At 46.8% G+C, this 24,899-nt stretch carries 23 protein-coding genes; 11 read left to right on the plus strand and 12 right to left on the minus strand.

The genetic code is table 11. The annotated features are described in order from the left end of the window. The first annotated feature begins 146 nt into the window (after positions 1-146). The 3 genes from Q0600_RS07810 to Q0600_RS07820 all read left to right on the plus strand — a co-directional run bounded on the left by Q0600_RS07810 (position 147) and on the right by Q0600_RS07820 (position 3,117). Complete coding sequence (locus Q0600_RS07810) at positions 147-1,019, plus strand: neutral zinc metallopeptidase (protein ID WP_298758898.1); 873 nt, start codon at positions 147-149, stop codon at positions 1,017-1,019. A 380-nt stretch (positions 1,020-1,399) separates the two neighbouring features. After that, positions 1,400-1,915 (plus strand): hypothetical protein, encoded by a 516-nt coding sequence (locus tag Q0600_RS07815; RefSeq protein ID WP_298758901.1) that lies wholly within the window; start codon positions 1,400-1,402, stop codon positions 1,913-1,915. A gap of 449 nt (positions 1,916-2,364) precedes the next feature. Beyond that, positions 2,365-3,117, plus strand: a complete 753-nt coding sequence (locus Q0600_RS07820; RefSeq protein WP_298758904.1) for a hypothetical protein — start codon at positions 2,365-2,367, stop codon at positions 3,115-3,117. A 726-nt stretch (positions 3,118-3,843) separates the two neighbouring features. Here Q0600_RS07820 and bcp read toward each other — a convergent pair. Further along, on the minus strand, positions 3,844-4,371 hold the full coding sequence (gene bcp / locus Q0600_RS07825) for a thioredoxin-dependent thiol peroxidase (RefSeq protein WP_298758906.1): 528 nt from the start codon (positions 4,369-4,371) through the stop codon (positions 3,844-3,846). 366 nt (positions 4,372-4,737) lie between these two features. Between bcp and Q0600_RS07830 the strand changes: the two genes are divergently transcribed. Beyond that, on the plus strand, positions 4,738-5,286 hold the full coding sequence (locus Q0600_RS07830) for an NAD(P)H-dependent oxidoreductase (protein WP_298758909.1): 549 nt from the start codon (positions 4,738-4,740) through the stop codon (positions 5,284-5,286). A 581-nt stretch (positions 5,287-5,867) separates the two neighbouring features. Here the strand turns inward: Q0600_RS07830 and Q0600_RS07835 are convergent. From Q0600_RS07835 to Q0600_RS07860, 6 genes are all read right to left on the minus strand, one after another. Continuing rightward, the gene (locus tag Q0600_RS07835) at positions 5,868-6,293 is read right to left on the minus strand and encodes a TOBE domain-containing protein (protein WP_298758912.1); all 426 of its coding nucleotides are present in this window, start codon (positions 6,291-6,293) and stop codon (positions 5,868-5,870) included. Positions 6,294-6,745: 452 nt separating this feature from the next. Next, positions 6,746-7,102: a DUF488 family protein gene (locus Q0600_RS07840; protein ID WP_298758915.1), complete on the minus strand. Its 357-nt coding sequence runs from the start codon at positions 7,100-7,102 to the stop codon at positions 6,746-6,748. A gap of 20 nt (positions 7,103-7,122) precedes the next feature. After that, complete coding sequence (gene purF, locus Q0600_RS07845; RefSeq protein WP_298758918.1) at positions 7,123-8,469, minus strand: amidophosphoribosyltransferase; 1,347 nt, start codon at positions 8,467-8,469, stop codon at positions 7,123-7,125. A 52-nt stretch (positions 8,470-8,521) separates the two neighbouring features. Then, positions 8,522-8,713: a hypothetical protein gene (locus Q0600_RS07850; protein WP_298758920.1), complete on the minus strand. Its 192-nt coding sequence runs from the start codon at positions 8,711-8,713 to the stop codon at positions 8,522-8,524. 29 nt (positions 8,714-8,742) lie between these two features. Then, positions 8,743-9,504: a 4-hydroxy-tetrahydrodipicolinate reductase gene (gene dapB / locus Q0600_RS07855; protein ID WP_298758922.1), complete on the minus strand. Its 762-nt coding sequence runs from the start codon at positions 9,502-9,504 to the stop codon at positions 8,743-8,745. A 50-nt stretch (positions 9,505-9,554) separates the two neighbouring features. Further along, a complete protein-coding gene (locus tag Q0600_RS07860) occupies positions 9,555-12,917 on the minus strand; it encodes a DUF748 domain-containing protein (RefSeq protein WP_298758924.1) in 3,363 nt (1,120 codons plus the stop codon). Between the two features lie 65 nt (positions 12,918-12,982). Between Q0600_RS07860 and Q0600_RS07865 the strand changes: the two genes are divergently transcribed. Genes Q0600_RS07865 through carB form a run of 7 tightly spaced genes read left to right on the plus strand, consistent with a single transcriptional unit; the run spans position 12,983 to position 21,674 of the window. After that, the gene (locus Q0600_RS07865; RefSeq protein ID WP_298758925.1) at positions 12,983-14,116 is read left to right on the plus strand and encodes an epoxyqueuosine reductase QueH; all 1,134 of its coding nucleotides are present in this window, start codon (positions 12,983-12,985) and stop codon (positions 14,114-14,116) included. Between the two features lie 33 nt (positions 14,117-14,149). Beyond that, the gene (gene fabZ, locus Q0600_RS07870; RefSeq protein ID WP_177386946.1) at positions 14,150-14,599 is read left to right on the plus strand and encodes a 3-hydroxyacyl-ACP dehydratase FabZ; all 450 of its coding nucleotides are present in this window, start codon (positions 14,150-14,152) and stop codon (positions 14,597-14,599) included. After that, a complete protein-coding gene (lpxA, locus tag Q0600_RS07875) occupies positions 14,599-15,387 on the plus strand; it encodes an acyl-ACP--UDP-N-acetylglucosamine O-acyltransferase (RefSeq protein WP_298758927.1) in 789 nt (262 codons plus the stop codon). The genes fabZ and lpxA overlap by 1 nt, the downstream gene beginning before the upstream one ends. Next, a complete protein-coding gene (gene clpX / locus Q0600_RS07880; protein ID WP_298758929.1) occupies positions 15,387-16,625 on the plus strand; it encodes an ATP-dependent protease ATP-binding subunit ClpX in 1,239 nt (412 codons plus the stop codon). Before lpxA ends, clpX begins: the two co-directional genes overlap by 1 nt. Positions 16,626-16,634: 9 nt before the next feature. Beyond that, a complete protein-coding gene (locus Q0600_RS07885; protein WP_005869818.1) occupies positions 16,635-17,669 on the plus strand; it encodes a rod shape-determining protein in 1,035 nt (344 codons plus the stop codon). Then, complete coding sequence (gene mreC, locus Q0600_RS07890) at positions 17,662-18,411, plus strand: rod shape-determining protein MreC (protein WP_298758931.1); 750 nt, start codon at positions 17,662-17,664, stop codon at positions 18,409-18,411. Before Q0600_RS07885 ends, mreC begins: the two co-directional genes overlap by 8 nt. Continuing rightward, positions 18,411-21,674 (plus strand): carbamoyl-phosphate synthase large subunit, encoded by a 3,264-nt coding sequence (gene carB, locus Q0600_RS07895; RefSeq protein WP_298758933.1) that lies wholly within the window; start codon positions 18,411-18,413, stop codon positions 21,672-21,674. Before mreC ends, carB begins: the two co-directional genes overlap by 1 nt. A gap of 146 nt (positions 21,675-21,820) precedes the next feature. Here the strand turns inward: carB and Q0600_RS07900 are convergent, their stop codons facing one another. The 5 genes from Q0600_RS07900 to Q0600_RS07920 form a co-directional block, all read right to left on the minus strand. Then, positions 21,821-22,255 carry a hypothetical protein gene (locus Q0600_RS07900; RefSeq protein WP_298758935.1) on the minus strand — a complete coding sequence of 145 codons (435 nt, stop codon included), beginning with the start codon at positions 22,253-22,255 and terminating at the stop codon, positions 21,821-21,823. Between the two features lie 67 nt (positions 22,256-22,322). After that, the gene (locus tag Q0600_RS07905) at positions 22,323-22,715 is read right to left on the minus strand and encodes a hypothetical protein (protein ID WP_298758937.1); all 393 of its coding nucleotides are present in this window, start codon (positions 22,713-22,715) and stop codon (positions 22,323-22,325) included. A 66-nt stretch (positions 22,716-22,781) separates the two neighbouring features. Then, positions 22,782-23,018 carry a hypothetical protein gene (locus tag Q0600_RS07910; protein ID WP_298758939.1) on the minus strand — a complete coding sequence of 79 codons (237 nt, stop codon included), beginning with the start codon at positions 23,016-23,018 and terminating at the stop codon, positions 22,782-22,784. A 173-nt stretch (positions 23,019-23,191) separates the two neighbouring features. Then, entirely contained in the window at positions 23,192-23,491 is a 300-nt protein-coding gene (locus Q0600_RS07915; protein WP_297902594.1) for a hypothetical protein, read from the minus strand. 453 nt (positions 23,492-23,944) lie between these two features. Next, positions 23,945-24,835 carry a peptidylprolyl isomerase gene (locus Q0600_RS07920; RefSeq protein WP_298758941.1) on the minus strand — a complete coding sequence of 297 codons (891 nt, stop codon included), beginning with the start codon at positions 24,833-24,835 and terminating at the stop codon, positions 23,945-23,947. Between the last annotated feature and the right edge of the window lie 64 nt (positions 24,836-24,899).

Below are 24,899 nucleotides of genomic sequence, written 5' to 3' on the forward strand. Positions count from 1 at the left end.
ATTTAAAATTTTAAACAGCTTAAAAGAAATTTAAAATAAGCAAAATTTCAGATTTATTTCGCTACGCGCGCAGTATTTTACAAAAGCGAGGCGGCGCTCTTTTTAAAATTTTAGTATAATGGCTCAAAAAATTTTAAAGGAAAAACATGAAATGGCAAGACGGCAGACGAAGCTCAAACGTAGAGGATGACCGCGCAAGCAGCATGCGCACGAGCTCGGGCTCGCTTGGGATGCTGATCCCGATCATTAGGTTTTTGCTCGGCTCAAAGATCGGGCGAATAGTGCTCGTAATCGGCGTCGTAGCGTATTTTATGGGTTACAACCCTTTGGCGCTTTTAGACGGAGGCGCCAGCACGCAAAGAGAGCCGACCGATAGCCCGCAGGAGCAAGAAAAGCTTGCCTTCGTCTCGGCAGTGCTAGCTCAAACTGAAGACGTTTGGGGCGAGATATTTAAAAGTGCGGGCGCGCGCTACGAGGAGCCCGGACTTCGGCTTTTCCGCGATCAGATCGCAAGCGGCTGCGGCTTTGCGAGCGCGCAGACGGGACCCTTTTATTGCCCGAGGGATCATAAAATTTATCTCGATCTCGGCTTTTTCGACGAACTTGCGAATAAATACAAAGCGGGCGGTGACTTCGCGCAGGCCTACGTCATCGCGCACGAAGTAGGGCATCACGTTCAAAATTTAGTCGGCACGCTGGAGCAGGTCGCCACTCTAAAAAGGCGCGCTCGCAGCGAAGCCGAGCAAAACGCGCTTCAGGTCAAAGTCGAGCTGCAGGCGGACTGCTACGCGGGGGTTTGGGCGCATTATCTAGCAAAAGCCGGGCGCGTGCTGGAGGCGGGCGACATCGACGAGGCGCTAAATGCCGCCAGCGCGATCGGCGACGATACGTTGCAGCGCAAATTTAGCGGTCGCGTCGTGCCCGATTCCTTCACGCACGGCACCTCGGCACAGCGCAAAGAGTGGTTTAAAAAGGGCTTAGCGGGCGGAAACCTAAAAGCCTGCTCGTTTGAGCCGTAAGGATGGGCTTTGAGCTAGCTTGCGGACCAAATCAAGGGCAGTCTAAATTTTAAAAATTAACGCCGAGCTTGAAGGCAGAATTTTAGAATTTTAATGGTCGGCGATTAAGAAGCTTGGCTTTCGCGCGATATTTTATATAAAAGCCTTATCTTAAACAATACGCGAGCAATCTATATGCTAATTATGCTTCAGTAAAATTTACTACTTTTGAGCAAACATTAAAATTCCAATTTAAATTCTTATTTTAAATCTTATGACTTTACTTATAATTATAAATTTGTATAAATTCTATAAATAAATTATTTATTTACCTCTATTTTTTATCTCAAATTCAGGGGGGGGGGTAGAATATCGCCGTATTTTCTAAATGAGGAGTTTTTATGAAAAACGTATTTTTAGTTGCCTTTTTGGGTGGAATTATGGTGCTATTTAGCGGTTGCGCTAGTATTATTAAGGGCGGAGGCGACGAGAACTTTACCTTTAAATCCGATCCTACGAGCGCACAGGTTACTATACTGGACTTGAAAGATGCCAATAAAACTATCGTCCAAAACCATACTCCTTTTAGCATCGCGCTACATAAAAAACATGCGTTTTTTAGCGGTGGAAAATATTGGGTGCAAGTTACCAAACCTGGTTATAAAGATATCGGTTTTGAAATTAAAGGCACCGTAAATGGTTGGTATGCAGGGGGTAATCTGATATTTGGCGGACTTCTTGGCTATCTGATTGTTGATCCTGCGACAGGTGCTATGTGGAATTTGACCCCACAGTTAGCTAAAGATGAAAAGCAGATTGAAGCCAACGAGGGGATAATTACCATAAAGCTTTTGAGTGATCTAAGTAATGAGGATCAGGCTAAAGTAAGGGTAATGAAGCCTATAGAATACAAGTAGCGCTGCTAAATTTAACTAGGTAAAGCAAATGATTTTTTTAAATGCTTTACCTAAATCAAAAGAATGAGATATGGAGAATTTAGGATTAATATTGGGGGTAAAGCTTCTAGTTGGTTTTTTTAGTTGGGGCTATAATATCGGTTTGTCTAAAATTTTATTATCGTGCTAAAAATATTCAAATGCCTGAAAATACTATAGCAAAAGTATTTGGTGCTACGTTATTTTACGCTCTGTTTTTATTGGAGGCATTATTTGCCCTCGTCGTTTTACTTGTGCTATATGCGCTGGACTTAATAGTGTGTTCGCTTAAAATTCCATTTAGGGTAATTAACCGAACGGATTTCGAGAGATTTTATTATCTCCATTTGCCGATAGCGACGATAATAGTTGTAGCTATAATGTTTCTGGCACCGGCATTAAATTCTATGAAGTGAAAAAAAGGATAAAAAATGAAAATTTTAGTAATTATTTTGCTGTCTATTACCGCAAGCTTTTGTTATGGAGAATGTGATAGTTTTGAATGCCAAATTAACGCTATTTTGAATAAGTATCCAAATTATAATAAAGAAGCAATGCAAGAGCTTACCGCTCTTGCGCAGCAAAATTCTGAGAATTTGCGAATTATGCAAAATATGGGACCCATGGCTTTCTATGATAGAAACTATATGCCAACCAATAAAACCAGAACTAAACAACAAGAAGCTCAAGATAATCAACAAATTATGAAAAGATTGGCTAATCTGGACATAGGTGGTACAGAGGCACAAAATGCTGCAGCCAATGTATTAGCTTCTAGGGCTACAGCCCAAGAAAGGCAATTGATTGATTTACAAGAGGAAGAATTGGATTATATGCAAGTAAAAGCTCAACAGGAATTTGATAATGCTAAATATATTAACAAATTGCGAATGCTTGAGGCCCTTAATACGCCGGCTCTAGCTGATATAGGCTATGGAAGCAAAGGCGGATACTCTATGTCTCCAGAGGAAAGAGCTGCTTATGTTAGAAAGTTGACTGGTGATCCTTTGGCTCAAGCGTCTGCAATATCAGAAATCAATGCTTTAAATAGCAGATTAGATGCCGATAGAGATAGGCAAACTGCGGAATATAATCTTAAAAGATTTAAACTGGCTGAGAGCAGAAAAGTCAATACTAAAAAACGCGAGGATATAGCGTGCTTTAGTTACCGAATTTCAAAATAGATAGAATTATATTGCTTTGACGAGTAGCCTTGCCTTAAATAGAAAATATTTTTAAAATTTTGTAATTTAGTTGTAGAGCATAAAACTTGTTATCGTCGGCTATACTCTTGCTTGCAATTTACCTATAGCGTTTATATATTGATAGGCACTTATTTTTTGTGCTCTACTTTCATCATAAGGTAAAATTTTGAAGCTTTGATATAATTTACGAGGTAAGTTTTGCGCGAGGCTAAAATTTGTGTATCGTACCTCGCTGCACTGCTTTACCTCCGCTCGGCAGCCTTATCAGCATCGCATGCCGCTACGTAAAACAAGAAAGCGGATATTTCGCAGCGTTTTTGCCCGTGAGTGCGGCAAGGAAAAAGCGATAAGCTCCTAGAAGCTTTGCGCGGCGGCCTCTTTCAAAAACCGCTTGTTTATGAGCGAATTTTCGATGTCGGGGTGAGCTAGAATGATTAAGTTTTTCATATTTTCCTTTAAAATTTTGGTGTGGGGCGATAAAATTTGCCGCTAAAATCGCAGATATAGCTCCGATTTAGAAATTTCGCTTTCAAATGATCGGCGGAATTCTAAGGCAAAATTTCAAAGCGAAATTTTAATGCCGAAGCTTCGACGCTTAAATTTGACGCCGAAATTCCGTAGCAAATTTCAGCGCATAAATTTCATATAATTAAAATTTAGCGCCCAAATGCGCCGGAGCCCCGCTTCAAAACGCCGCTTGGCGCTTTATTTCCCCGCAGCTAGCAGATCCGCGAGCACCTTTGCCGCGTGATCTTTCGCCTTGACGCTTTTATAGACCTTTAAAATTTTGCCGTCCTTGCTGATCAAAAAGGTCGAGCGCACGATGCCCAGATACTCGCGCCCGTAGTTTTTGCGCACCTGCCACGCGCCGTATAGCTTGGCTACTTCGTGCTGCGGATCGCTCAGCAGGATGTGTTTTAGGCTCTGCTTGGCGATGAAGCCCGCGTGGGATTTGGCGCTGTCGGGGCTGATGCCTACGATCACGCAGTCTGCGGCGATGAAATCATCGTATGCGGCGCTAAATTCGCACGCTTCGGTCGTGCAGCCTGGGGTGTTATCCTTGGGGTAAAAATACAGCGCGACCCTCTTGCCTGCGAAGTCTTTTAGCGCGACGCTCGCGCCGTCGGCATTTTGCAGCGTAAAGGCGGGTGCTACGTCTCCTGCTTGCAGCGTGATTTTGCGCTCGCGATCCTCTGCGCTAAACTCGCCTTCGATCTGTGTTTTTTTCTGCATATCGTGTCCTTTTTTTTGAAATTTTCGGGCTCGTAGCCCAAATAGCGGCTAAATTTTAATCTTTTTTCATAAATTTATCCTTGCTTGGATAAAATTTTGCCCCGCGCCGCAGCTGCGCGCGATCGGGTGGATCGCAAGCGAGATCGTTCCAGACAAGAGCGGGCTAGGGGCTTACTTTGCGGCACGCGTAAAAACATTTTGTTGCACATGCCTTGAGGCAGTATGGTACGAGAGCGCTTCGTATCTATCGTGCCACGCAAATCCAGGTTCCTTACAAGCAAAATAACGCTCGTTTTCACAACCCTTCTTAATCTACTTTTAGCTTTTTAACGATATGATTCTGCAAATTTTAACAAAGGAAATAACATGAAAACGCTCGTGATCTTATCGCATCCCAATTTCGCCGCCTCACGTGTGAACAAAGCCCTATCACAGGTCGCAAAGGGGGCTACCGGCATAGAGGTACGCCATTTGGAGGGACTTTACGGCACCGATACTGCGCGCATTGACGCTCGCGCAGAGCAAGACGCGCTATTGGGCGCTGAGCGCATCGTATTTTTGTACCCGATGTACTGGCTAAACGTACCGCCTATGCTAAAAGCCTATATCGATATCGTCTTTTCGCATGAGCTGGTGGGTTCCGGCGCGCTTAAAGGCAAGGTCTTGCAGCTTGCGCTAAGCGTCAGCACTCCGCTTGGCGAATACTCCAAACAGGGCGCTATCGGCTTTAGCTTGGATGAAATTTTAACGCCGCTTAAGATCACGGCAAACTATTGCGGGATGGACTTTGCCGTGCCGTTTATCAGCAGTGGATTTGAGCCGGGCGAGTTTGGCGACGATGCCGTAGAGGCTGCAGCTGCACGCTTTGGTAAGCTTTTGCGAGGCGAACTAGGCCCCGACGAGTATCAAATTTAGCAAAGCAAATGCCCGCTACCCGCGGTTACGAGCTGAAATTTTACAAGAGTGATTTTATCCGCGGAATCTACGCCTTTTAACGAGCCGATCGGTTCGATGATCTGTCCGTGCTGCTATCTATCGGCGGGCGCGGTTAGCGCGTGTCGCTTTGATCCGGATCGGCTCACTCTCGGTGCGGACATCTGCGCGAGGATCGATCACTACTGCGCAAAGCGGCGGCGCATCGCGAGCGCGTAAAATATGAAAGCGCATTGCTATAAGCGAGCGGGCAGAGTGAAGAGGGGTCTGCGTTTCATAAATATATCGCGCGTGGACTTACCTGCTGCATAGATGCAAAGCCTGCGCGAAACGTGCACTGCGGCAAAATAGGGCAAGACCGCTCTTGGTGTTATTGGGGCTGGATGTCGCCGCGCGGGGTGCATCTGCGCGCATGAGAGAAAAGAGCGCTTATAGCGCGATTTGAGCTGCTACGAAATTTGATTTATCAAAAGAGATTTTTGAAGAAGGAGCGAAATTTATAAAATTTCACTCTTTGATTTTGTGATGTTTAAAGCGTGCACATCGGTTCGCACAATGCAGGATTATTTTACGCCGACGATGATTTGAGTAGCTTTTATGATCGCGGTTACTTCGTCGCCGACTGCTAGCGCCAAATTTTTAACAGAGCTGTTTGTGACGATCGCGCTTAGATTCTCACCGCCTGCGGTTCTGACATCGATTTCAGCATTGATTGCGCCCTCTTTAACGGCGGTGATTTTGCCTTTTAGCTGGTTCGCAGCACTTAGACGAAGATCATTTTCTCCCTTTGAAATGATGACATTTGGGGCTTTGAATAAAAATACCGCCTCTTTGCCCGCTTTTAAGTCCAAAGTTTTTTCAGAATCAACCGTCACGGTCGCTTTTAACACGTCGCCGCCTCTGGTTTTAGCTGTGATTAGCGAATTTACCGCACCTATTTTTACGTCGCTTATCGCGACGTGAAGCTGATTTCTAGCACTTATTGCCATAGTTTCTCCTTGTAAAAAAATTACGAGCAATGTTAGCGGCAAATCCTTAAATGAAATTTAAAAATGCTGCATGTAAGAAATTAATTTGATTTGTTGCGAATTTATATTAAGTCCACTTTTTAAATTCCTAGCTTGCATTATGAAAAATAGCGTTAAAAAATAGATGAAATTCTAAATTTGCATATTAAATCGAGTCATTTTCCTTGAAATTTTGCGTTTTTTTAGAGCTCTGACGCAAAATTTAGCGTTTGTTTTGCGCATCTGCGAAGTGTACATCCGGATAGAAAATTTATCTCAAATTACGCCTAGTAAGGCTTTAAGAGCGCTCCGCTCACGCCTGTTCGCTGAATTTTACGCCTCGCGCATCGGTTTTTACGAGTGGATTTTGGCGAGCGAGGCGATTTTACATTTGCTTTAAAATATGGCGAGCAGTGCGCTTTGAGCGCAAAATTTTAGCGCACCTTGCTTTGCAGAAAATCACGCAGAATCATCGCGTGGTTGCAGTGCTCGTCTTTTGCAGCGTATAGTAGCGTGACGACCGGCTCGTTTTTAACCTCTTTCAAAAATTCAGCTACGGCGGGATTTTGCTCAAGCTCAGCTAAGTAAAGCTCCTTAAAATGGGCGAAATTCTCAGGCTTATGCGCGAAAAGCTTGCGTATTTCGGTGCTAGGCGTTATGTCTTTTGCCCACATATCAAGCTCCAACGCATCTTTTTTTACGCCGCGCGGCCATAGCCTATCGCAAAGCACGCGAAATCCATCCTCTTCCTCTGCGCTCTCATAGACGCGCTTAATTTTAAATTTTGTCATAGTTTGCTCCTTTAAATTTGCTAATCCTTGATGAAATAATCGCCGTCGAAGCTTACGAGCGAGTATTTGCGCTCGCCCCCAAGCGCTTCTACGAGCTCCGGTACGCTAAGAAACGTGAGGCTGTCGGCGCCTATAAATTTGCAAATTTCATCCGTGCTCATATTTGCGGCGATCAGCTCGCGCACGCTCGGCGTGTCGATGCCGTAGCGCTCGGGATACTTTAGCTCCGGGCTTGCGATGCACATATGTACGCGCGCCGCGCCCGCATGGCGCAGAAGCTCGACGATCTTTTTGCTCGTGGTGCCGCGCACGATGCTATCGTCCACGACGACGACGCTTTTGCCGTGCAGTGCCGCCGCGATCGGATTTAGCTTGAGTTTGACCTTTAAATTTCGCACCTCTTGCGTAGGCTCGATGAAGGTGCGGCCGATGTAGTGGTTGCGCACGATCGCCATCTCGAAGGGCAGCTTGCTCTCTTGCGCGAAACCAAGCGCCGCCGGCACGCCGCTATCGGGCACGGGCACGACGAAATCGGCCTTTAGCTCTTTACATTTTCGCGCGAGCGCCGCGCCCAGCTTTTTTCTGACCTCGTATACGTTTTTGCCCTCTACGACGCTGTCGGGGCGCGCGAAGTAGATGTATTCAAACGCGCAAATTCTAGCCTCCGCGGCTTTTAAAATTTCAAGCGAGCTAAACTCATCCTTGCCCTCTTCGAAGATCACCATCTCGCCGGGCTTTACGTCGCGGATGAACTCGGCCCCTACGAGATCAAATGCGCAGGTTTCGCTCGCGACGATGTAGCCGCCGTCTTTTAGCCTGCCGATGCTGAGCGGACGCACGCCGTAGCGATCGCGCACGGCAAACATCTTCGAGCGGCTCAGGATTAGAAGCGAATACGCGCCCACGCACTGCTGCAGCGCCTCGACGATGCGATCTTTTAGATGCTCCTGCTTGCTGCGTGCGATGAGGTGCAGAATGTTTTCGGTGTCCATGCCGGACTGAAAAATCGCCCCCTCGCTTACGAGCTTGCGGCGAATTTCGTCTTTATTGATCAAATTTCCGTTATGAACGATCGAGATCTCTCCTAGCGCGTAGTTGCCAGCTACCGGCTGTGCGTCCTTTAGGCTGTCTGCGCCCGCGGTGCCGTAGCGGTTGTGGCCGATCGCGATATTGCCCTTTAAAATTTCAAAGCTTGCGGGGCTAAAAACCTCCGTCACGAGCCCCGTGGCTTTGATCGTTTTGATATGATGATTAAAGCTCGAGCTGATGCCGCTTGCCTCCTGGCCGCGGTGCTGCATGGCAAAAAGCCCGTAATACGCGGTTTTAGCCGCACCTTCGGAATTTATGACTCCCACGATTGCGCACATTTTCTAACCTCTTAAATTTTATTTTTTAGAAATTTATCTATATTTTGTTTTATCATTTACGGCTCGCCGTCCGGCATTTTGCCGACGCCTTATTAAATAGATCGACTGAAATTTTAAACATCTCGGCGATATTCTCTCCATCTTTGGCGTAGCTACCGAATAGACCGACTTTGTAAATTCCAAAGCTTTCAAGCTCGGGCTTTAGCTCACGTAAAAAATTTAAAATTTCATCTTTAGTTGGCATTTTTTCCTCTTAAATTTAGCCGCAAAGGCCTAGATTCCTAAGCAGTCGTCGATACCGTAAAGCCCGCTATTTTGGGACGCTAGCCAAACTGCGGCCTTTATCGCGCCTCTGGCAAAGGTCGCGCGCGAAGTTGCCGTATGATTTAGCTCGATAAATTCGCCATCTCCGTAAAATCCCACGGTGTGGCGCCCGACTATATCGCCTCCGCGCAGCGACATCACGGCGATCTCGTCCTTGCCGCGCTCGCCGATGAGCCCGTCGCGACCGCTTACGCGCACGTCTTTTAAGCTTAGCTCGCGTGCGCTTGCGGCGCTTTCCGCAAGGCTCATCGCCGTGCCGCTCGGGGCGTCTTTTTTGTGGCGGTGGTGCATCTCTAAAATTTCGCAGTCAAAATCGCGCAGGCTCCTGCTGGCAAGCGCTACGAGTTTATTTAGCACCGCGACGCCCAGGCTCATATTCGTAGCGTGCAGTACGGGCATCTTCGCGCCGCATTCGTGCAGTAGCCGCTCGCCCTCTTCGCCCAGAGCCGTCGTGCCGATGCAAAGCGGCTTTGGGTGCGAAAGCGCAAATTTCATTAAGCTTATCGCGCCGTCTCGGATCGTGAAGTCTATCACGACGTCACAGCAGCTAAAAAGCTCGTCGTAGCTGCTTACTACGGCGCAGCTTGGCGTATAATCAAGCGGAGCAATCGTGTAGATCACGCTTGCTCGCGCCTGATCGAAATTTTTCAGGCATTCGTAGATCATCGTGCCCATTCTGCCACTTCCGCCGTGAATTCCTATATTTATCATCGCCGCTCCTTAAATTTTAATCCGCTTAGTATAGCCAAATTTTGCTTACACTACCTCTCTACGCCGAGATTTAGCGGGATGAAGCTGTTTTGTTTAAGCTCGGCTTCGCTTGGTTTTTTGATCTCTATGCGAGAGGCTCTTACACCGCGCTGCACGAGTGCCGCTTGCACGGCAGTCGCCCTGGCAAGGGCTAACTCATCAAGACGTGAACGGGTAAATTTCTGCGCCCCTATCAGCTCCTCCATCGCCTCATCGCCGCCGGATTTGATGCCGTATTTGATCTTAAGCGCCGCTATGGCTTCATCCGTGGAGAGGCCTTGTTTATTGGACATCAGCGTGAGGGTATTTTGCAGCGAGCGCCTCTTAAACTCGTGAGTATCGAACTTTTCGTTATACGCAGAGTTTAGGATGATCTTAAGTTCGGGCTTGGCTTTTGCGACCTTGGCTAAATCATCTATTTTAGAGTTTTCGCTGATTAAAATTTCGCTGCTCGCCGCCTCAAAATCGATACTTTCGAGCTTTTTCGTATCTACGCCCGCGATCTTTCCCATAAATCTAAACGGACTTAACACGATGTCAGATAGCAGCTTTTTGACCGCGCCCCAAACGAGCGCGCCGTAGCTAAATTTCGGATCGCTCAGCGTGCCGCTTAGAGGCAGGCTAATATCGATCTGATCGTCGCTGTCCTTTAGGATCGATACCACTAGACCGATCGGAAGGCTAAGCGCGTCCTTGCTCGCTACCTCTTTGCCGAGCTCGAAGCGGTCTAAATTTAGATCATTGCTTGCGTTTAGCTTGCCATCGTCGATTTTGTAGGCAAGTTTTAAATTTAACTTGCCGCCCGCGATTTCGTTGCCGATATATTTGGCGGTATATGGCGATGCGGGCACAAGCGGGATCTCCTTTAAAACGACGTTTATGTCGCTTTTGCGTTTAAAGTCCATCGGATAGGCGCGCGCCGTGATGCTCGCTAGCCCGCTTCCGCTTACGAGCGAGCTAAGCTTGATATCCGCCGCTCGCTTCGGGCTGATCTCGCTGATGCTTGCTTTCATATCGCTGATGCGCAGTTTAAAGGGTGTTGCTAGACTCTCATCGGTGAAATTTAAACTTCCGCCGCTAAGCGAGATATTTTTTACGCTCCATGCAAAGTTTGCCTTGCTTTTTGCGGGTCTACTAGGCACAGCTTCGGCGGGCTTTGCGGCCTGTTTTGCCTGCGCGGCGGGTTTTATCAGCGAGAGCAAATTTAAACGCCTGTCTTTATTTAGCGAGATATTTGCCGCGGGTGAGCCAAGAGCGATCTTGTTTAACGTGAGAGAACTTGGGCTTAGCGCGATTTGCGCGACATTCAGCGACGCAAGGGAGAAAATTTTATCTCTGCCCGAGCTTAGCGCCAAGCCCTTGCCGGATAGCTTTGCTTCGAGCGATAATGCGTTTGAAAGCTTCAGCTGCCCTTGCATAGCGAGCTCGCCTGCGATGGAGCCCGTGATAAATTCCGCCGCATATTTGTTAAAGACGCCCAAGTTCGGCGCGTTTAGGCTGAAGTTCACGCCTATATTAAGCGGCGCGATGCTAGCCTTGCCGTCCGCGTTAGCGGTGATCTCGCCCGTGATAAGGCTTGCTTTTATACCGAAAGGCTCGGCGAAATTCGAGCTTAGCCCGCTTAGCGTGGCGCTGAAATCCTTGATCTCGTGCACGTTGTTTTTGACGATAAAGCTCTCGCCGATCTTAGCCTTTGCGCCCGTTACGGAGGCTTCGCCGATCTTAAATTTTAAAGCGGGGCTTTTGGAGGGCTTTTTAGAATCTAAATTTGCACCGCTTGCCGTAGAATTTGCATCCGCTTGGTTTGTGGCGCTAGAACTCGCCGTTTTTTTGGGGCTTGCGGGATTTTTAGAGATCGCGCTTAAAATCGCCAGATCGTTTATGCTTTTGGCGCCGCTAACGCCCACCTCCGAGTTGAAAAACGGCGCGTTTAGCAAAATTTTATCCACGCCAAGATTTAGATCCGCGACGTTAAATTTCACCCCTTGTACGCCGAAGCTTTCAAATCCGCTAAAAATTCCGTTTTTGTTTGCGATTTTGGAGTTTGAAATTTTAGCAAACTTCAGACTTGCGCCGTTTTGCATGCCCTCTTTGTCATAGCTAAACGCGCCCAGCTCGGTTGCGGCGACCGAAATTTTATCGCTGCGCGCTAGCGTAATCTGCGTGTCCGCGATATTAAAGGCGCCAAAGCCCGTATGAAGGGCTGTATCGTTACCTTCGGCGTTAAATTTCAAAAAATTTTCGGTGATTTTAGTGTCGTTTGAGACGACCGAAATTTGCGGGTTTGCAAAGCTTGAGCGGTTTAGATCTACGCTTTTTACGGCTGAGTTTAGCCGCAAGTTCGCGCCCGTTTTATTAAAATCCAGCGCAAAATCCGCGACCTGCGCCCCTTCAAAGCCCGTGGAAATTTTGGTTTCGTTCATATCGTATTTTGCGCCCGAAAGCAGCATCTGCGGGATCGCTACTTCGCCAGAAATTTCATCAGAAACGTCCGTATTTAGGCTGAAGCTCGGGATTTTTAGCGAGCCAAGAGAAATTAAGCTTTGATCTTGCAAAATTTCTAAGTTTTGCAGCTCGAGCTTTGAGTTTTCAAGCGCAAATTTTATATTTTCATCGAGGCTCAATCGGTAATTCAGCGTGGCGGAAAGAAAGCCGTTTTTAAGCCGCACGCCGCTAGGATCGAGATACGATAGCCAAAACGGATCGATTTTCAGCCGTTTAAGATCTATTTTGCCGTGCAAGCGCAGAGGCGCCAGATCGATGGCTCCATCGAAACTCAGCGAGTCGTATGTGCGCGAAACGGCGCTTAGATCGTGCTCGCCGATCGTTTCGTCCTTTAAGCTTAGCCCGTTGATCTCATAATTTAGCTCGGTCGAGATGAGCGAAAACGGCCTTTTCAGGGAGTTATCGACGTAGCCCAGAGAGCCGCGCTCGATCTTAAAATTATTCAGCGTGACGTTGAAGCTGGAGTTTTCATCCTTGTTTTCGCTCTTTTGCTCCGAAAGTAGCGGCTCGAAATTGAAGGTGCCGTTTTGCTCGCGCTCAACGTGAAATTTAGGGGATTTAAGATGCAAAATTTCTACCGCGAGAGTCTTTTTAAAAAGCTTCGAAAAACCGATTTTTAAATTTATCTCATCGGCGCTAAACAGCGGCTTAAAGGTGCTAAGCTCTGGCTTGGTGACGTTTAGCTCGTAGGTAAAGGGGTTAAATTTGGCGTCCTGCACGCTAAAGCTTGCTCTGCCCTCTAAAATTTTAGGCAGCGCTTTTTCGATAAAAAGCGGCACGCCGAAAAAGCCTGCAAGCACGTAAAACAGCGCAAATCCGCTCAAGCCGCAAGCAAACTTACGCCAGTGTTTTATAAAAAATTTTTTCATTTTTCCGCTCATTAATTTTGATAGCGTAAAATTATATCCAAAAATTTCGTGCAAAGGGTTAAAATTTGCTGGTTCACATCTGCTGCTCGGTCGATTGCGATTATTTTTTGCGCCGCTTAAAAGAGCTCACGCAAGAGCCGCTAATGGGCTATTTTTACGATCCAAACATCCACCCCTATGGCGAATATGTTCTTAGAATGCACGATGCAAAGCGGGTTTGCGAGAATTTAGGGATTAAATTTATCCCGGGCGAGTATGATTTTCAGGGCTGGCTGCAGGGTGCGCGCGGGCTTGAAAACGAGCCAGAAAAGGGCGCGCGCTGCGAGTTTTGCTTTGATTTTCGCATGCAAAAAACAGCCGAGCTCGCGCTAAGTTTGTGCGAGCGCAAAATCACTACGACTCTTCTTATGAGTCCCAAAAAATCGCACTCTCAACTTTGCGCCTCGCTACAGCGCATCTGCGAGCGCTGCGGACTGGAGTTTATCGCGCCCGATTTTCGTAAAAACGGCGGCACGAACGAGCAGTTTACGCTCGCGAAAAAAGACGCGCTCTATCATCAAAACTATTGCGGCTGCATCTATGCGCTTGCGGCGCAGCGGAATGATCAGCAAAGGGCTGAACGAAATTCGGGCGGAAGTTTGACGGCGGATTTGAGACGAAATTCCGCCCCCGATGCTGAAATTTACGAGCTAATGTCGCCGATCGATAGGCAAATCTTGCCCGCTTCGGTAGAGGAGAAGTTGAAATTTTACAAAAAGCTTTGTGCTATCGAAAGAAAAGGGGTTAAATTTAGCGTGCTGCGCGATCGGTTTTTAAATTACCGCCTGCTGCGCGCATGGATTAAATTTGACGGCAAGGTCGCGCCTTCGTTTGTGCTATTTGGCTCGCATTTTACGCGCGAAAACGTGAAGTTTAGCATAGAGCGCGAGTGCGAAATTTTTTGCAGCGACAAAGGCGAGATTAAAATTTTAAACCTGGCGAAATTTAACGAAATTTCAAGATCAAATTTCAAAAGCGTATCCGAAATGCTAAAAAACCCGCCGAGTCTCGCGCGCCAAAATAAAACTCGCGCCGCCCTGTGCACTGCTGGCTCGCTCTCGCCGATCATCGTCACGGACGAGATAAGAGCCGCCAAAGTTCAAATTTACGGGCTCTCGCGCATATTTTTAGACGTTAGGGAAATTTTAGTAAGAATTTGATAAGATTCCAAAATTTCTAAAAAAGGCAGATCAATGATAGATATAAACGAAATCCTCTCCATCCTACCTCATCGTTTTCCGTTTTTGCTGATAGATCGCGTCGAAGAGCTCAGCATAGGCGAAAGCATCAAAGCCTATAAAAACGTAACCTATAACGAGCAGATCTTTCAGGGTCACTTCCCAGGCCACCCGATCTATCCTGGCGTAATGATAATCGAGGGCTTAGCTCAGGCGGGCGGCGTGCTGGCGTTTAAGAGCATGGAGAAAGAGGGCGTCGATCTAAGCGACAAAGTCGTGTATTTTATGAGTATCGATAACGCTAAATTTAGAAACCCGGTCCGCCCCGGCGACAAGCTTGAGTATCGCATCAGCGTAATCAAACACCGCGGACGCATCTGGGTGCTAAAGGGCGAAGCCTACATCAACGACGGCGCCACGCTGGCCGCGCAGGCTGAACTTCAAGCGATGATAATGGATAAATGATGGCTAAAGTTCACCACACGGCGATCATCGAGGACGGCGCGCAGATCGGAGCCGAGGTTGTGATCGAGCCGTATGCTTTCATAAGCGCGCAGGCTAAAATCGGCGAGGGCTGCACGATCAAACAGGGCGCGCGCATCATCGGCGATACGCAAATCGGCGAGGGCTCTAAAATTTTTTCATACGCGATCGTGGGCGAAATTCCGCAGGATATGAGCTTTGAAGAGGGCGAGCGCACGGGGTTAGTCATCGGCAAAAACGCTACGATTCACGAGTTTTGCACGATTAGCTCGGGCTCGCATAAGGGCGACGGATTTACGCGCATCGGCGATAATCTCTTTATGATGGCGTATTGCCACATCGCGCACGATTGCGTGCTGGGCAGCAACATAATCCTAGCAAACAACGCTACGCTCGCAGGTCACGTCGTAATGGGCGATTATGCCGTTATTGGCGGACTTACCCCCGTGCATCAATTCGTCCAAATAGGCGAGAGCTGCATGATCGCGGGGGCTAGCGCGCTTAGTCAGGACGTAGTGCCGTTTTGCCTAGCCGAGGGAAATCGCGCCTATATTCGCGGGCTAAATTTAACGGGCATCCGCCGCCGCTTCGATAAAGAGACGGTCGAGACGATAAATCGGGCGTATAAATTTTTATTCAACCAAGGCGGGGGCTTAAAGGAGCAGGCACAAATTTTATTAAACGAAACGAGCGATCAAAACGTGCGCAAGATGTGCGAGTTTATAATCAACACAAAACGCGGAATTCCGCTAGATAAAGGTAAAATTTAATGGCAAATAAGTGCAGTTTTTGCGGTGAGACGGGCGCGGACGGGCGTCGTATCTATCCTAACGACGACGGTACGGCGGCTATTTGTAGCTATTGTATCGATATGGCATATGCCGCTATCCACGGCAGCGAGGGCCAAAATGAGGCGATACAAAATCAAAATAAAGAGATCGATTTCGAGGCTATCAAGCCAAAGGCGCTGATGGAGGTACTAGACCGCTACGTCATCGGCCAGGAGCGCGCTAAGAAAATTTTTAGCGTCGGCGTTTACAACCACTATAAAAGAATTTTCAGGCAGACCGACGCGAAGGGCGACGATACCGAAATTTCAAAATCAAATATCTTGCTTATCGGGCCTACCGGCAGCGGTAAGACGCTTATGGCGCAGACCTTGGCGAAATTTTTGGACGTGCCGATCGCCATTAGCGACGCTACGAGCCTAACGGAAGCGGGCTACGTCGGCGAGGACGTAGAAAATATCCTCACCCGCCTTTTGCAGGCCGCGGATGGCGACGTAGAAAAGGCGCAGCGCGGTATCGTATTCGTAGACGAGATCGATAAGATCGCGCGAATGAGCGAAAATCGCAGCATCACGCGCGACGTAAGCGGCGAAGGTGTGCAGCAAGCGCTGCTTAAGATCATCGAAGGAAGCGTCGTAAATATCCCTCCAAAGGGCGGCCGCAAGCACCCAAATCAGGACTTCATCCAGATTGATACGACAAATATTTTGTTCGTCTGCGGCGGTGCGTTCGACGGGCTAAACGAGATCATCAACCGCCGCATCGGGCAGAACGTGTTAGGGTTTAACCAAACCAAGCGCAGTAAAAAAGAGAGTTTAAATTTACTAAACATGGTCGAGGCCGACGATCTGGTGCATTACGGCATAATCCCCGAGCTCATCGGGCGATTGCACGTAGTGGCTACGCTAAATGAGATCGACGAAAAGGCAATGGTTAGAATTTTAACCGAGCCGAAAAACGCGATCTTAAAGCAATATCAAAAGCTCTTTGCGATAGACGGCGCAAATTTAAAATTTGACGACGACGCGCTAAGGGAGGTCGCGAGCCTTGCGATCAAGCGCAAAACCGGTGCGCGCGGACTTCGCAGCATAATCGAGGAGATCATGATCGATATTATGTTTGATCTGCCTGAGCTTAAAGGCTATGATGTCATCATCTCGAAAGAGGTCGTAGACGGCGTCTCCAAGCCGATACTTGTAAAACAAAATTTAACTGCATAAAGGGGATAAATGTTACTTGATTCGATTCTAGGATTATTTTCTAGGGATATGGGTATTGATCTAGGCACGGCAAACACGCTTGTGCTGCTAAAAGATAAAGGCATCATCATCAACGAACCGAGCGTCGTAGCGGTGCAAAACGAACGCTACGGCAAGCAAAGGATCATCGCCGTGGGCGCCGAGGCTAAAGAGATGCTCGGACGCACTCCCGGCGATATCGAAGCGGTGCGCCCGATGAAAGATGGCGTTATCGCGGATTTTGATATGACGGAGAAGATGATTAGGTATTTTATCGAAAAGACCCACAAGCGCCGCTTTTTCGTAAGCCCGCGCATCATCATCTCGGTTCCTTACGGGCTAACTCAGGTCGAACGTAAAGCCGTGCGCGAAAGTGCTATGATAGCGGGCGCGCGCGAGGTTTATCTAATCGAAGAGCCGATGGCTGCGGCGATCGGTGCGGGGCTTCCCGTAAATGAAGCGCGCGGCTCGCTGGTCGTGGATATCGGCGGTGGTACCACAGAGATCGGCGTCATCTCTTTAGGCGGCATCATTAGCGCCAAATCCGTTCGCGTCGCGGGCGATAAGATCGACGCAAGCATCGTTAATTACGTCAAAGAAAAATATAGCCTGCTTATCTCGGAGCGCGCCGCTGAGGAGATTAAGATCAAGATCGGCACGGCGGTGCAACAGCAAAAAGATCTTACATACACGGTCAAAGGGAAAGACCAGATCAGCGGGCTTTTAAGCTCGGTCGATCTTACGAGCGAGGACGTTAGAGAGGCGATCAAAGACTCGATCAGAGAGATTGCAGACGCGCTGAAATTTGTGCTAGAGAGCATTCAGCCAGAAGTCGCCGCCGACATCGTTGAAAACGGCGTCGTACTAACGGGCGGCGGCGCGCTCATTCGCGGATTGGATAAATATCTAAGCGACACCGTAAAGCTTCCGGTTTTCGTCGCGGACGAACCGCTGCTTTGCGTCGCAAACGGCACGGGAAAAGCCCTAGAAGAGATCAAATCGCTAAAACAAGCGGCAAATGACTAATCTCAAACTCCTCCTCGTCGCGGTTTTGCTGGTAGCCGTTTCGCTTACGTTCGGCTCGTATATCCACGGCAAATTTATCGGATTTGCAGGAGGAATTTTAGAGGTTTATTACGGCGTGAGCGATCGGGTAAAAAGCGCTGTAAACGAGCATTTTAACCAGGCAGAGACGATCAAAGCTCTACGAGAAGAAAATGCCGAGCTAAAAAAATCGGCGATGCTGCTTAGCACGTTCGCGGGCGAGCTGAATAAAATTTTGATCGATAAAAATAGCTCTATTTATGAGCCCAAAGTCCAGCTCGTAAAGGCGTTGAGCTACGCGAATCTAAACGACTACAACAAATTCTTCGTAAATTTTGAAAATTTTAACCCAAACAAAATTTACGGCCTCATCAGCGAGGGTAAAACCGCAGGAATTTTAGTAAATAAAGACGGGCGCCCGCTTGCGATCTTACAGCGCGACGAAAAGAGCAATTTCTCCGTTTTCATAGGAGATACCCAAATTCCTGGCGTCGCAGGCGGCGAAAATAACGAGCTCGTAGTCAGATACATCCCGCAATGGCTCAATCCCAAGGTAGGCGATGAGGTACTTACCAGCGGCAAGGACGGGATTTTTTTTGCCGGCGTGCCGGTAGGAAAGGTTAAAGAAATTCAAAACGGGAAGCTATACAAAAGCGCCGTCGTAGAGCCCTACGTGAGCTCCGAGATGCCGGCGTTTTTGTATGTCGTTACAAAGGAAAATTGATGCCCAAAAGAGATGATATTAAGACGATTTTGCTGATCGGCAGCGGTCCGATCGTAATCGGTCAGGCGTGCGAGTTCGATTATAGCGGCACGCAGGCTGCCAAGACGCTAAAGAGCCTCGGATACCGCGTAGTGCTAATAAACTCTAACCCCGCTACCATTATGACCGATCCCGATTTTGCCGACGCTACCTATATCGAGCCGATCACCAAAGAGAGCATTTTGCGTATCATAAAGCGCGAGGGCGTCGACGCGATCCTGCCTACGATGGGCGGACAGGTCGCGCTAAACGTCGCGATGGAAGCTTACGAAAGCGGCGAACTAGCAGGGGTAAAATTTCTAGGCGCCAAGCCTGAAGCGATAAAAAAGGGCGAGGATAGAGTGAAATTTAAAGAGGCGATGATTAAGATCGGAATGGATCTGCCCAAATCCAAATACGCTTACAACATCGAAGAGGCGATGGCTGCTGCAAATGAGATCGGCTTTCCGCTCATTATCCGCGCCAGCTACACCCTGGGCGGCGCAGGCAGCGGCGTGGCGTACAATATCGACGAGTTTAAAGAGGTCGCGCAAAATGGGCTAGACGTGAGCCCGATAAATGAAATTTTGATCGAAGAGAGCCTGCTTGGATGGAAAGAGTTCGAAATGGAGGTGATCCGCGATCATAAGGACAACTGCATCATCGTCTGCTCGATCGAAAATTTCGATCCGATGGGCGTGCATACGGGCGATAGCATCACGGTTGCGCCCGCTCTGACGCTCACCGATAAAGAATACCAGGCGATGCGCGACGCGAGTTTTAAAATTTTGCGCGAGATCGGCGTGGATACGGGCGGCTCAAACGTGCAGTTTGCGGTAAATCCGCAAACGGGGCGGATGATCGTCATCGAGATGAACCCGCGCGTAAGCCGCAGTTCGGCTCTCGCGTCCAAAGCCACGGGCTATCCGATCGCCAAGGTCGCTACGATGTTAGCGGTAGGCTTTAGCCTGGATGAGATCAAAAATGACATCACCGGCACGCCCGCTAGCTTCGAGCCTGTGATCGATTATATCGTGACTAAAATTCCGCGTTTTGCGTTTGAAAAATTCCCCGGCGCAAACCCCTATCTCGGCACTGCGATGAAAAGCATCGGCGAGGTGATGGCGATCGGGCGAAGCTTTAAAGAGAGCATTCAAAAGGCGCTGTGTTCGCTGGAGAAGGGCTACTTCGGCTTCGTAGAGCTAAGCTTAAGCGAAAAAGATCTCATCTTCGGGCTTCGCAACGCGCAGCAAGATAGAATTTTATATATCGCTCAGGGCTTTAGAGCGGGTATGAGCGTGGATCAAATTTATGAGCTTAGCAAGATCGATCGCTGGTTTTTGAGCCAGATCGAGCAGATCGTTAAATTTGAAGAGCGCATCGATATGGAGATCATCAACGACGCGGCGCTTTTGAGACAGGCCAAGAGCTGGGGCTTTAGCGATAAGATGATCGCAAATTTGATCAACAAAAAGGATAATTTGGGCCTTACGCAAAACGATATCCATTTTGCCTGCGCCAGGCAGGGCATAGGTCTAGAATACAACGAAGTAGATACCTGTGCGGGCGAGTTTGCGGCGCTTACCCCGTATCTGTACTCCAGTACCAACATAACGCCTGCCATCGCAAGCCGTAAAATTTCAAAAGATAATAAAAAAGTCCTCATCATCGGCGGCGGTCCGAACCGCATCGGACAGGGCATCGAGTTTGACTACTGCTGCGTGCACGCTAGCTACGCTCTGCGCGATATGGGCATTACCACGATAATGTATAACTGCAACCCAGAAACCGTCAGTACCGACTACGACACAAGCGATATTTTATACTTCGAGCCGATCGATTTCGAGCACGTTAGAGCGGTCATCGAGGCTGAGGGCCCCGACGGCGTGATCGTGCATTTCGGCGGCCAAACGCCACTAAAGCTCGCCAAGCGCCTAAGCACCGTGGGAGCCAAGATCATCGGCACGAGCGCGCGCACGATAGACGTAGCGGAGGACCGCAAGAAATTTAGCGAGTTTATCGCAAGCATCGGCGTTAAGCAGCCGAAAAACGATACCGCCATAAGCGAAGCCGAAGCAATCGAAAAGGCCGCTGCGATCGGCTATCCGGTGCTCGTGCGCCCTAGCTACGTGCTCGGCGGTCGCGCGATGAGGCGCGTGCATAGCGAAGCGGAGCTTAGGCAGTATATGAGCGAGGCGGTGCGCGTAAGCGATCATTCGCCGGTGCTTATAGATAAATTTTTACTTGACGCGACAGAGCTCGACGTCGATGCGATCTGCGACGGACGCGACGTGTATATCGGCGCGATAATGGAGCATATCGAAGAGGCGGGCATCCACAGCGGCGATAGCGCGAGTATTTTGCCGCCGCTTAGCCTAAGCGCGGAGATGATCGATCTGGTAAGCCGCCAAACTAAAGAGATCGCGCTAAATCTCGGCGTCGTGGGACTTATGAATATTCAATTCGCGATTTTTGAAAACGAGCTTTACATCATCGAGGTAAATCCGCGTGCGAGCCGCACCGTGCCGTTTGTAAGCAAGGCGAGTGGAATTCCGATGGCAAAGGTCGCTACTCGCGTAATGTGGCAGGGGGGTCTGCGCGAGGCTTTGAAATTTTACGACGAGTTCGGCGTGCTGGTCGAAGAGAAGGGAATTTTAAAACCGCGTATTAAAAACCATATCTGCGTCAAAGAGAGCGTCTTTCCTTTCAACAAGCTTGCGGGCGCGGATCTGATCCTGGGGCCCGAGATGAAAAGCACCGGCGAGGTGATGGGTATCGGCGAAAATTTCGCCAAGAGCTTTGCTAAATCGCAAATCGGCGCGAGCAATGCGCTTCCAAGCGGCGGCAAGGTATTTTTGTCGCTAGCTGATCATGACAAACCGCGAGCCGTAGAGCTTGCACGCGCGTTTACGGATGCGGGCTTTAGTATCGCCGCTACGAGCGGCACTCACAAGCTGCTAGGCGAAAACGGCGTAGAGTGCGAGTTTGTCTATAAAATCAGCGAGGGTCGCCCAAATATCGAGGATAAGCTCAAAAACGGCGAAATTTCGCTCGTCATCAACACTAGCGATAGTAAATCAAGCTCTACCGACGCCGCGAAGATCCGCCAGAGCGTGCTGCGCTTTAGACTGCCGTATTTTACGACGATGAAGGCGGCGATCGCGGCTACGCGCTCGATCTGTTCGATAAAGGACGAATCCGCGCTTGAAGTTAAAACGCTACAGGAGTATCTAAGCGGAAGGTAGCATCTTACAAGAATCATAGAATTTAATCATTGAGTATTTTGGCTTAGTGGTTAAATTTTACGATTTAAAATTCTAGGGATATGAATATATAAGTCAAAATAGGCTTTTGTAGTCCATATTAGAAATCAGCGCATATATATCAGATATTAAAATCCCCGTCGTCGACACAGCTCATCGTTCATTACTATTGAGAAAAGCATCTCGTTATCGAGATAATATGTCTGATAAATATATTTAATGCCAGCATCTTTTGCTTTCGAGCCATCACTCAAGCTCATATTAAGAATTCTACAGCTCCTATCTACTATATCGTATTTATTTTTGTTGTTATGAAGAAATATACTATATAGCCTTTGCTTATATTTTTCTCTATCTATATTTGGTGCAGTAATATGAAATGTGTATTTGATCGTTATAGTATCACTTTTACAGACTAAAATAGGGAACATAGTAGCAATTTCACCAACCTCTTGTTTTAAATCATAATCACTCATGATCTGAACTGCAATATTTTGATTGCATCCGTCATTAGCAAATGAAATGCTGATCCCCAATAGAATAAAAAATATTGTTTTACGCATTTTTTAACCCTTCTGTTATTTGCATATATTTTCCACGCTATGCTTACTAAATAAATTTTTAGATAATTCAATAATCATATTTTTTGCAAAAATTGTCATCTACCGTAACTATATAAAAAGGCTCATTGTTGCCAAAAAAGTATATAAAATTTGCTTTTCGGTTTAAACCTAAATCCTGAAAAGCGTCCAAGCCAGGACAGATTGAATCAGCTGCGATTTTATCGAGTGACCCATCTGCTCTTGAATATGCAGCTTCTTTTTTAGACATTTTTTGAGATCTTTTTAAATCAGTACCGACTATCATCGTATTATTTTCGCATAACAAACCAATATATGCTTTTTGTTCTTGAAATAATGAATTAGTATTTACTAGGAACTTTTTTACCTCTTTACCATCACATGCATCATAAGCGAACGAAGCGCTGATTGCCAATAAAAGAAAAAATATTGTTTTACGCATTTTGTGACCCTTCTGTTATTTGTATATATTCTACACGCTATGGTTACTAAATAAATTTTAGATAATTCAATAATCATATTTTTTGCAAAAATTGTCATCTATCGTAACTATATAAAAGGGCTCGTTACTATCAAAAAAATATATATAATTTGCTTTTCGTTTTAGACCTAAATTTTGAAAGGTATCTAAAACAGGGCAAATTGAATCGACTGCGATTTTATCAAGTTTTCCTTCTACTTTTAAATACGCAGCTTCTTTTTTAGATATTTTTTTAGATCTTTTCAAATCGGTACCGGTCATCATTGTACTATTTTTGCAGAAAAAACCAATATATGCTTTTCGTTCTTGTAAGAACGAGTTATTATCTACTAGAAATTTTTGTACCTCTTTATTATCGCATGCATCATAAGCGAACGAAGCGCCGATCGTCAATATAAGAGAAAATATTATTTTGCGCATAGCGTAAAACCTTAAAATTATTTATCAGCAGAAAATTCGCGCAAGCTCGCTAAAGTTTTACCTCTTTGCTCGTTAAGCTCAACGCATATTTCTAAAGCATTGGAGAATTTTTCAAATGCGGTTTTTAGTTTATTTGTATCTTCATTGTTACAACAAAACGACGTTAATTGCTTATCTCCCATATAGATATCTACTGAATTTTGCGAATATTGTGAATTCTCCATCTTCGTAATTCTTAGTTTTATTCCCTCAGAATATTGGGTGACGATGTTCATAACTTCAGATTTATCCGCTCTTTCTTTGATGATTAGTTTCAAAGTGATCTCCTTATTTAAAATTTAAATTATGATACCCCCCCCCTTTTTTTACAAAATGCTTAAATTTAGAAATATTAATTTTAAATTTTTATTGTGTTTGCCAATAATTTTTATATCAAAGCATAGAGTAAATGAGAGTTTTAACGCTTAGATTGGTAGTTAATTCGTAAGTCGGTATTGAAGTAGATATCGGATATAGAAATTTATATAAATCTTGGTAATTAAAGATTTTTCTAAAAGTTTTAAAACCTCAACAATTATACTGTCATTTACTTACAAACTCGGTAAAATCACTGATTATTATCGCTAGGCACCTTTAAAATTTGAACTAAATTTCACGTTTTTAGAATTCTTATTAAAACTGAATGCCGTTAAAGCCGCTAATTTATATTTTTTCGCGATAGCATATCTTAAAATTCTGATTAAATTTAACACGGCGGCAGATTTTAAAATTTACCGCCTTTTTTGCACTTTAACTTTTGGGGCGGTTTTTACGCCTTGCGATTTTGCCTGCGGGCGTTCGATGATGCGGATATTGGCGTTTGAGCGGAGCCTGTCGTTGAACTCGGCGACCGCTTTTTTGCGCTCAGAGGTCACGTAGCCTTCGATCGCCCTATCTTGCACGCTGTCAAAATCAAGCGTACGAAGTCCTTTTTTGTCGTTTACGTAAAACATCTCGTAGCCGTTGCGCGTAGGGATGATCGGCGAAAATTTACCTTGCTCGACATTTGTGACGATATATTTCAGCCCCTCGTCCATTTGGTTGGCCTTGAGGGTTCCCTTCATCACATACACGTCGCTCGGACGGAGCTTCGGATTTGCGCGGATCTTATCGAGCGGAGCTTGCGATTTTGCGATATAGCGGGTGAGCGTGATGCTGTCGAAAGTCGTGAATAATGAACTATTTTGGCTATAGAATTTTTTGACATTTTCAGGGGTCGTGCGGTGCTGTACGTCTGCGAATATCGAGCCATAGAGCTTTTCTTCAAGCAGTGTGCGGCGGACATTTGCTTTAAAGTCATCGTAGTTTATACCTTGCTTTTGCACGGCGGTTTTGAGCTGGTCTAAGCTAAGCTTATTTTGATCGGCGATTGCTTTGAGTCTCGCATCGATCTCCGCGTCATTTACCGCGATGCCGCGGCGTTTAATCTCGGATTGTTGCAGCTTTTGCCCGATTAAAATTTCCATCGCGGCTTGCGGCGAAGTGCCCGTTAGTTTTTGAACTTTGGCTAGTTCGTAGCCGGTGATCGGCTCATTATCTACCACGGCGATGACTCCGTTTACTACTTCGGCATTTGCACAAACGGCACATATCATTGCGGAAAAAAGCAGTTTCTTTATCATTTTTAACCTTTATTTAGTCTTTTTGCTTTATAATTACAAGATCGCGATTATAACATTAAATGGT

Origin of the sequence: uncultured Campylobacter sp. (genome assembly GCF_938041645.1) — a bacterium.
Taxonomy (GTDB): domain Bacteria; phylum Campylobacterota; class Campylobacteria; order Campylobacterales; family Campylobacteraceae; genus Campylobacter_B.

Coding starts and splice junctions, on each gene's coding strand:
- bcp (WP_298758906.1), bottom strand. CDS start 4,371: ATGCAGAAAAAAACACAGATCGAAGGCGAGTTTAGCGCAGAGGATCGC.
- lpxA (WP_298758927.1), top strand. CDS start 14,599: ATGGCTAAAGTTCACCACACGGCGATCATCGAGGACGGCGCGCAGATC.
- mreC (WP_298758931.1), top strand. CDS start 17,662: ATGACTAATCTCAAACTCCTCCTCGTCGCGGTTTTGCTGGTAGCCGTT.
- clpX (WP_298758929.1), top strand. CDS start 15,387: ATGGCAAATAAGTGCAGTTTTTGCGGTGAGACGGGCGCGGACGGGCGT.
- Q0600_RS07910 (WP_298758939.1), bottom strand. CDS start 23,018: ATGATGACCGGTACCGATTTGAAAAGATCTAAAAAAATATCTAAAAAA.
- Q0600_RS07840 (WP_298758915.1), bottom strand. CDS start 7,102: ATGACAAAATTTAAAATTAAGCGCGTCTATGAGAGCGCAGAGGAAGAG.
- purF (WP_298758918.1), bottom strand. CDS start 8,469: ATGTGCGCAATCGTGGGAGTCATAAATTCCGAAGGTGCGGCTAAAACC.
- Q0600_RS07885 (WP_005869818.1), top strand. CDS start 16,635: ATGTTACTTGATTCGATTCTAGGATTATTTTCTAGGGATATGGGTATT.
- Q0600_RS07860 (WP_298758924.1), bottom strand. CDS start 12,917: ATGAAAAAATTTTTTATAAAACACTGGCGTAAGTTTGCTTGCGGCTTG.
- carB (WP_298758933.1), top strand. CDS start 18,411: ATGCCCAAAAGAGATGATATTAAGACGATTTTGCTGATCGGCAGCGGT.
- Q0600_RS07850 (WP_298758920.1), bottom strand. CDS start 8,713: ATGCCAACTAAAGATGAAATTTTAAATTTTTTACGTGAGCTAAAGCCC.
- Q0600_RS07820 (WP_298758904.1), top strand. CDS start 2,365: ATGAAAATTTTAGTAATTATTTTGCTGTCTATTACCGCAAGCTTTTGT.
- Q0600_RS07815 (WP_298758901.1), top strand. CDS start 1,400: ATGAAAAACGTATTTTTAGTTGCCTTTTTGGGTGGAATTATGGTGCTA.
- Q0600_RS07810 (WP_298758898.1), top strand. CDS start 147: ATGAAATGGCAAGACGGCAGACGAAGCTCAAACGTAGAGGATGACCGC.
- Q0600_RS07920 (WP_298758941.1), bottom strand. CDS start 24,835: ATGATAAAGAAACTGCTTTTTTCCGCAATGATATGTGCCGTTTGTGCA.
- Q0600_RS07835 (WP_298758912.1), bottom strand. CDS start 6,293: ATGGCAATAAGTGCTAGAAATCAGCTTCACGTCGCGATAAGCGACGTA.
- Q0600_RS07905 (WP_298758937.1), bottom strand. CDS start 22,715: ATGCGTAAAACAATATTTTTTCTTTTATTGGCAATCAGCGCTTCGTTC.
- dapB (WP_298758922.1), bottom strand. CDS start 9,504: ATGATAAATATAGGAATTCACGGCGGAAGTGGCAGAATGGGCACGATG.
- Q0600_RS07830 (WP_298758909.1), top strand. CDS start 4,738: ATGAAAACGCTCGTGATCTTATCGCATCCCAATTTCGCCGCCTCACGT.
- Q0600_RS07900 (WP_298758935.1), bottom strand. CDS start 22,255: ATGCGTAAAACAATATTTTTTATTCTATTGGGGATCAGCATTTCATTT.
- fabZ (WP_177386946.1), top strand. CDS start 14,150: ATGATAGATATAAACGAAATCCTCTCCATCCTACCTCATCGTTTTCCG.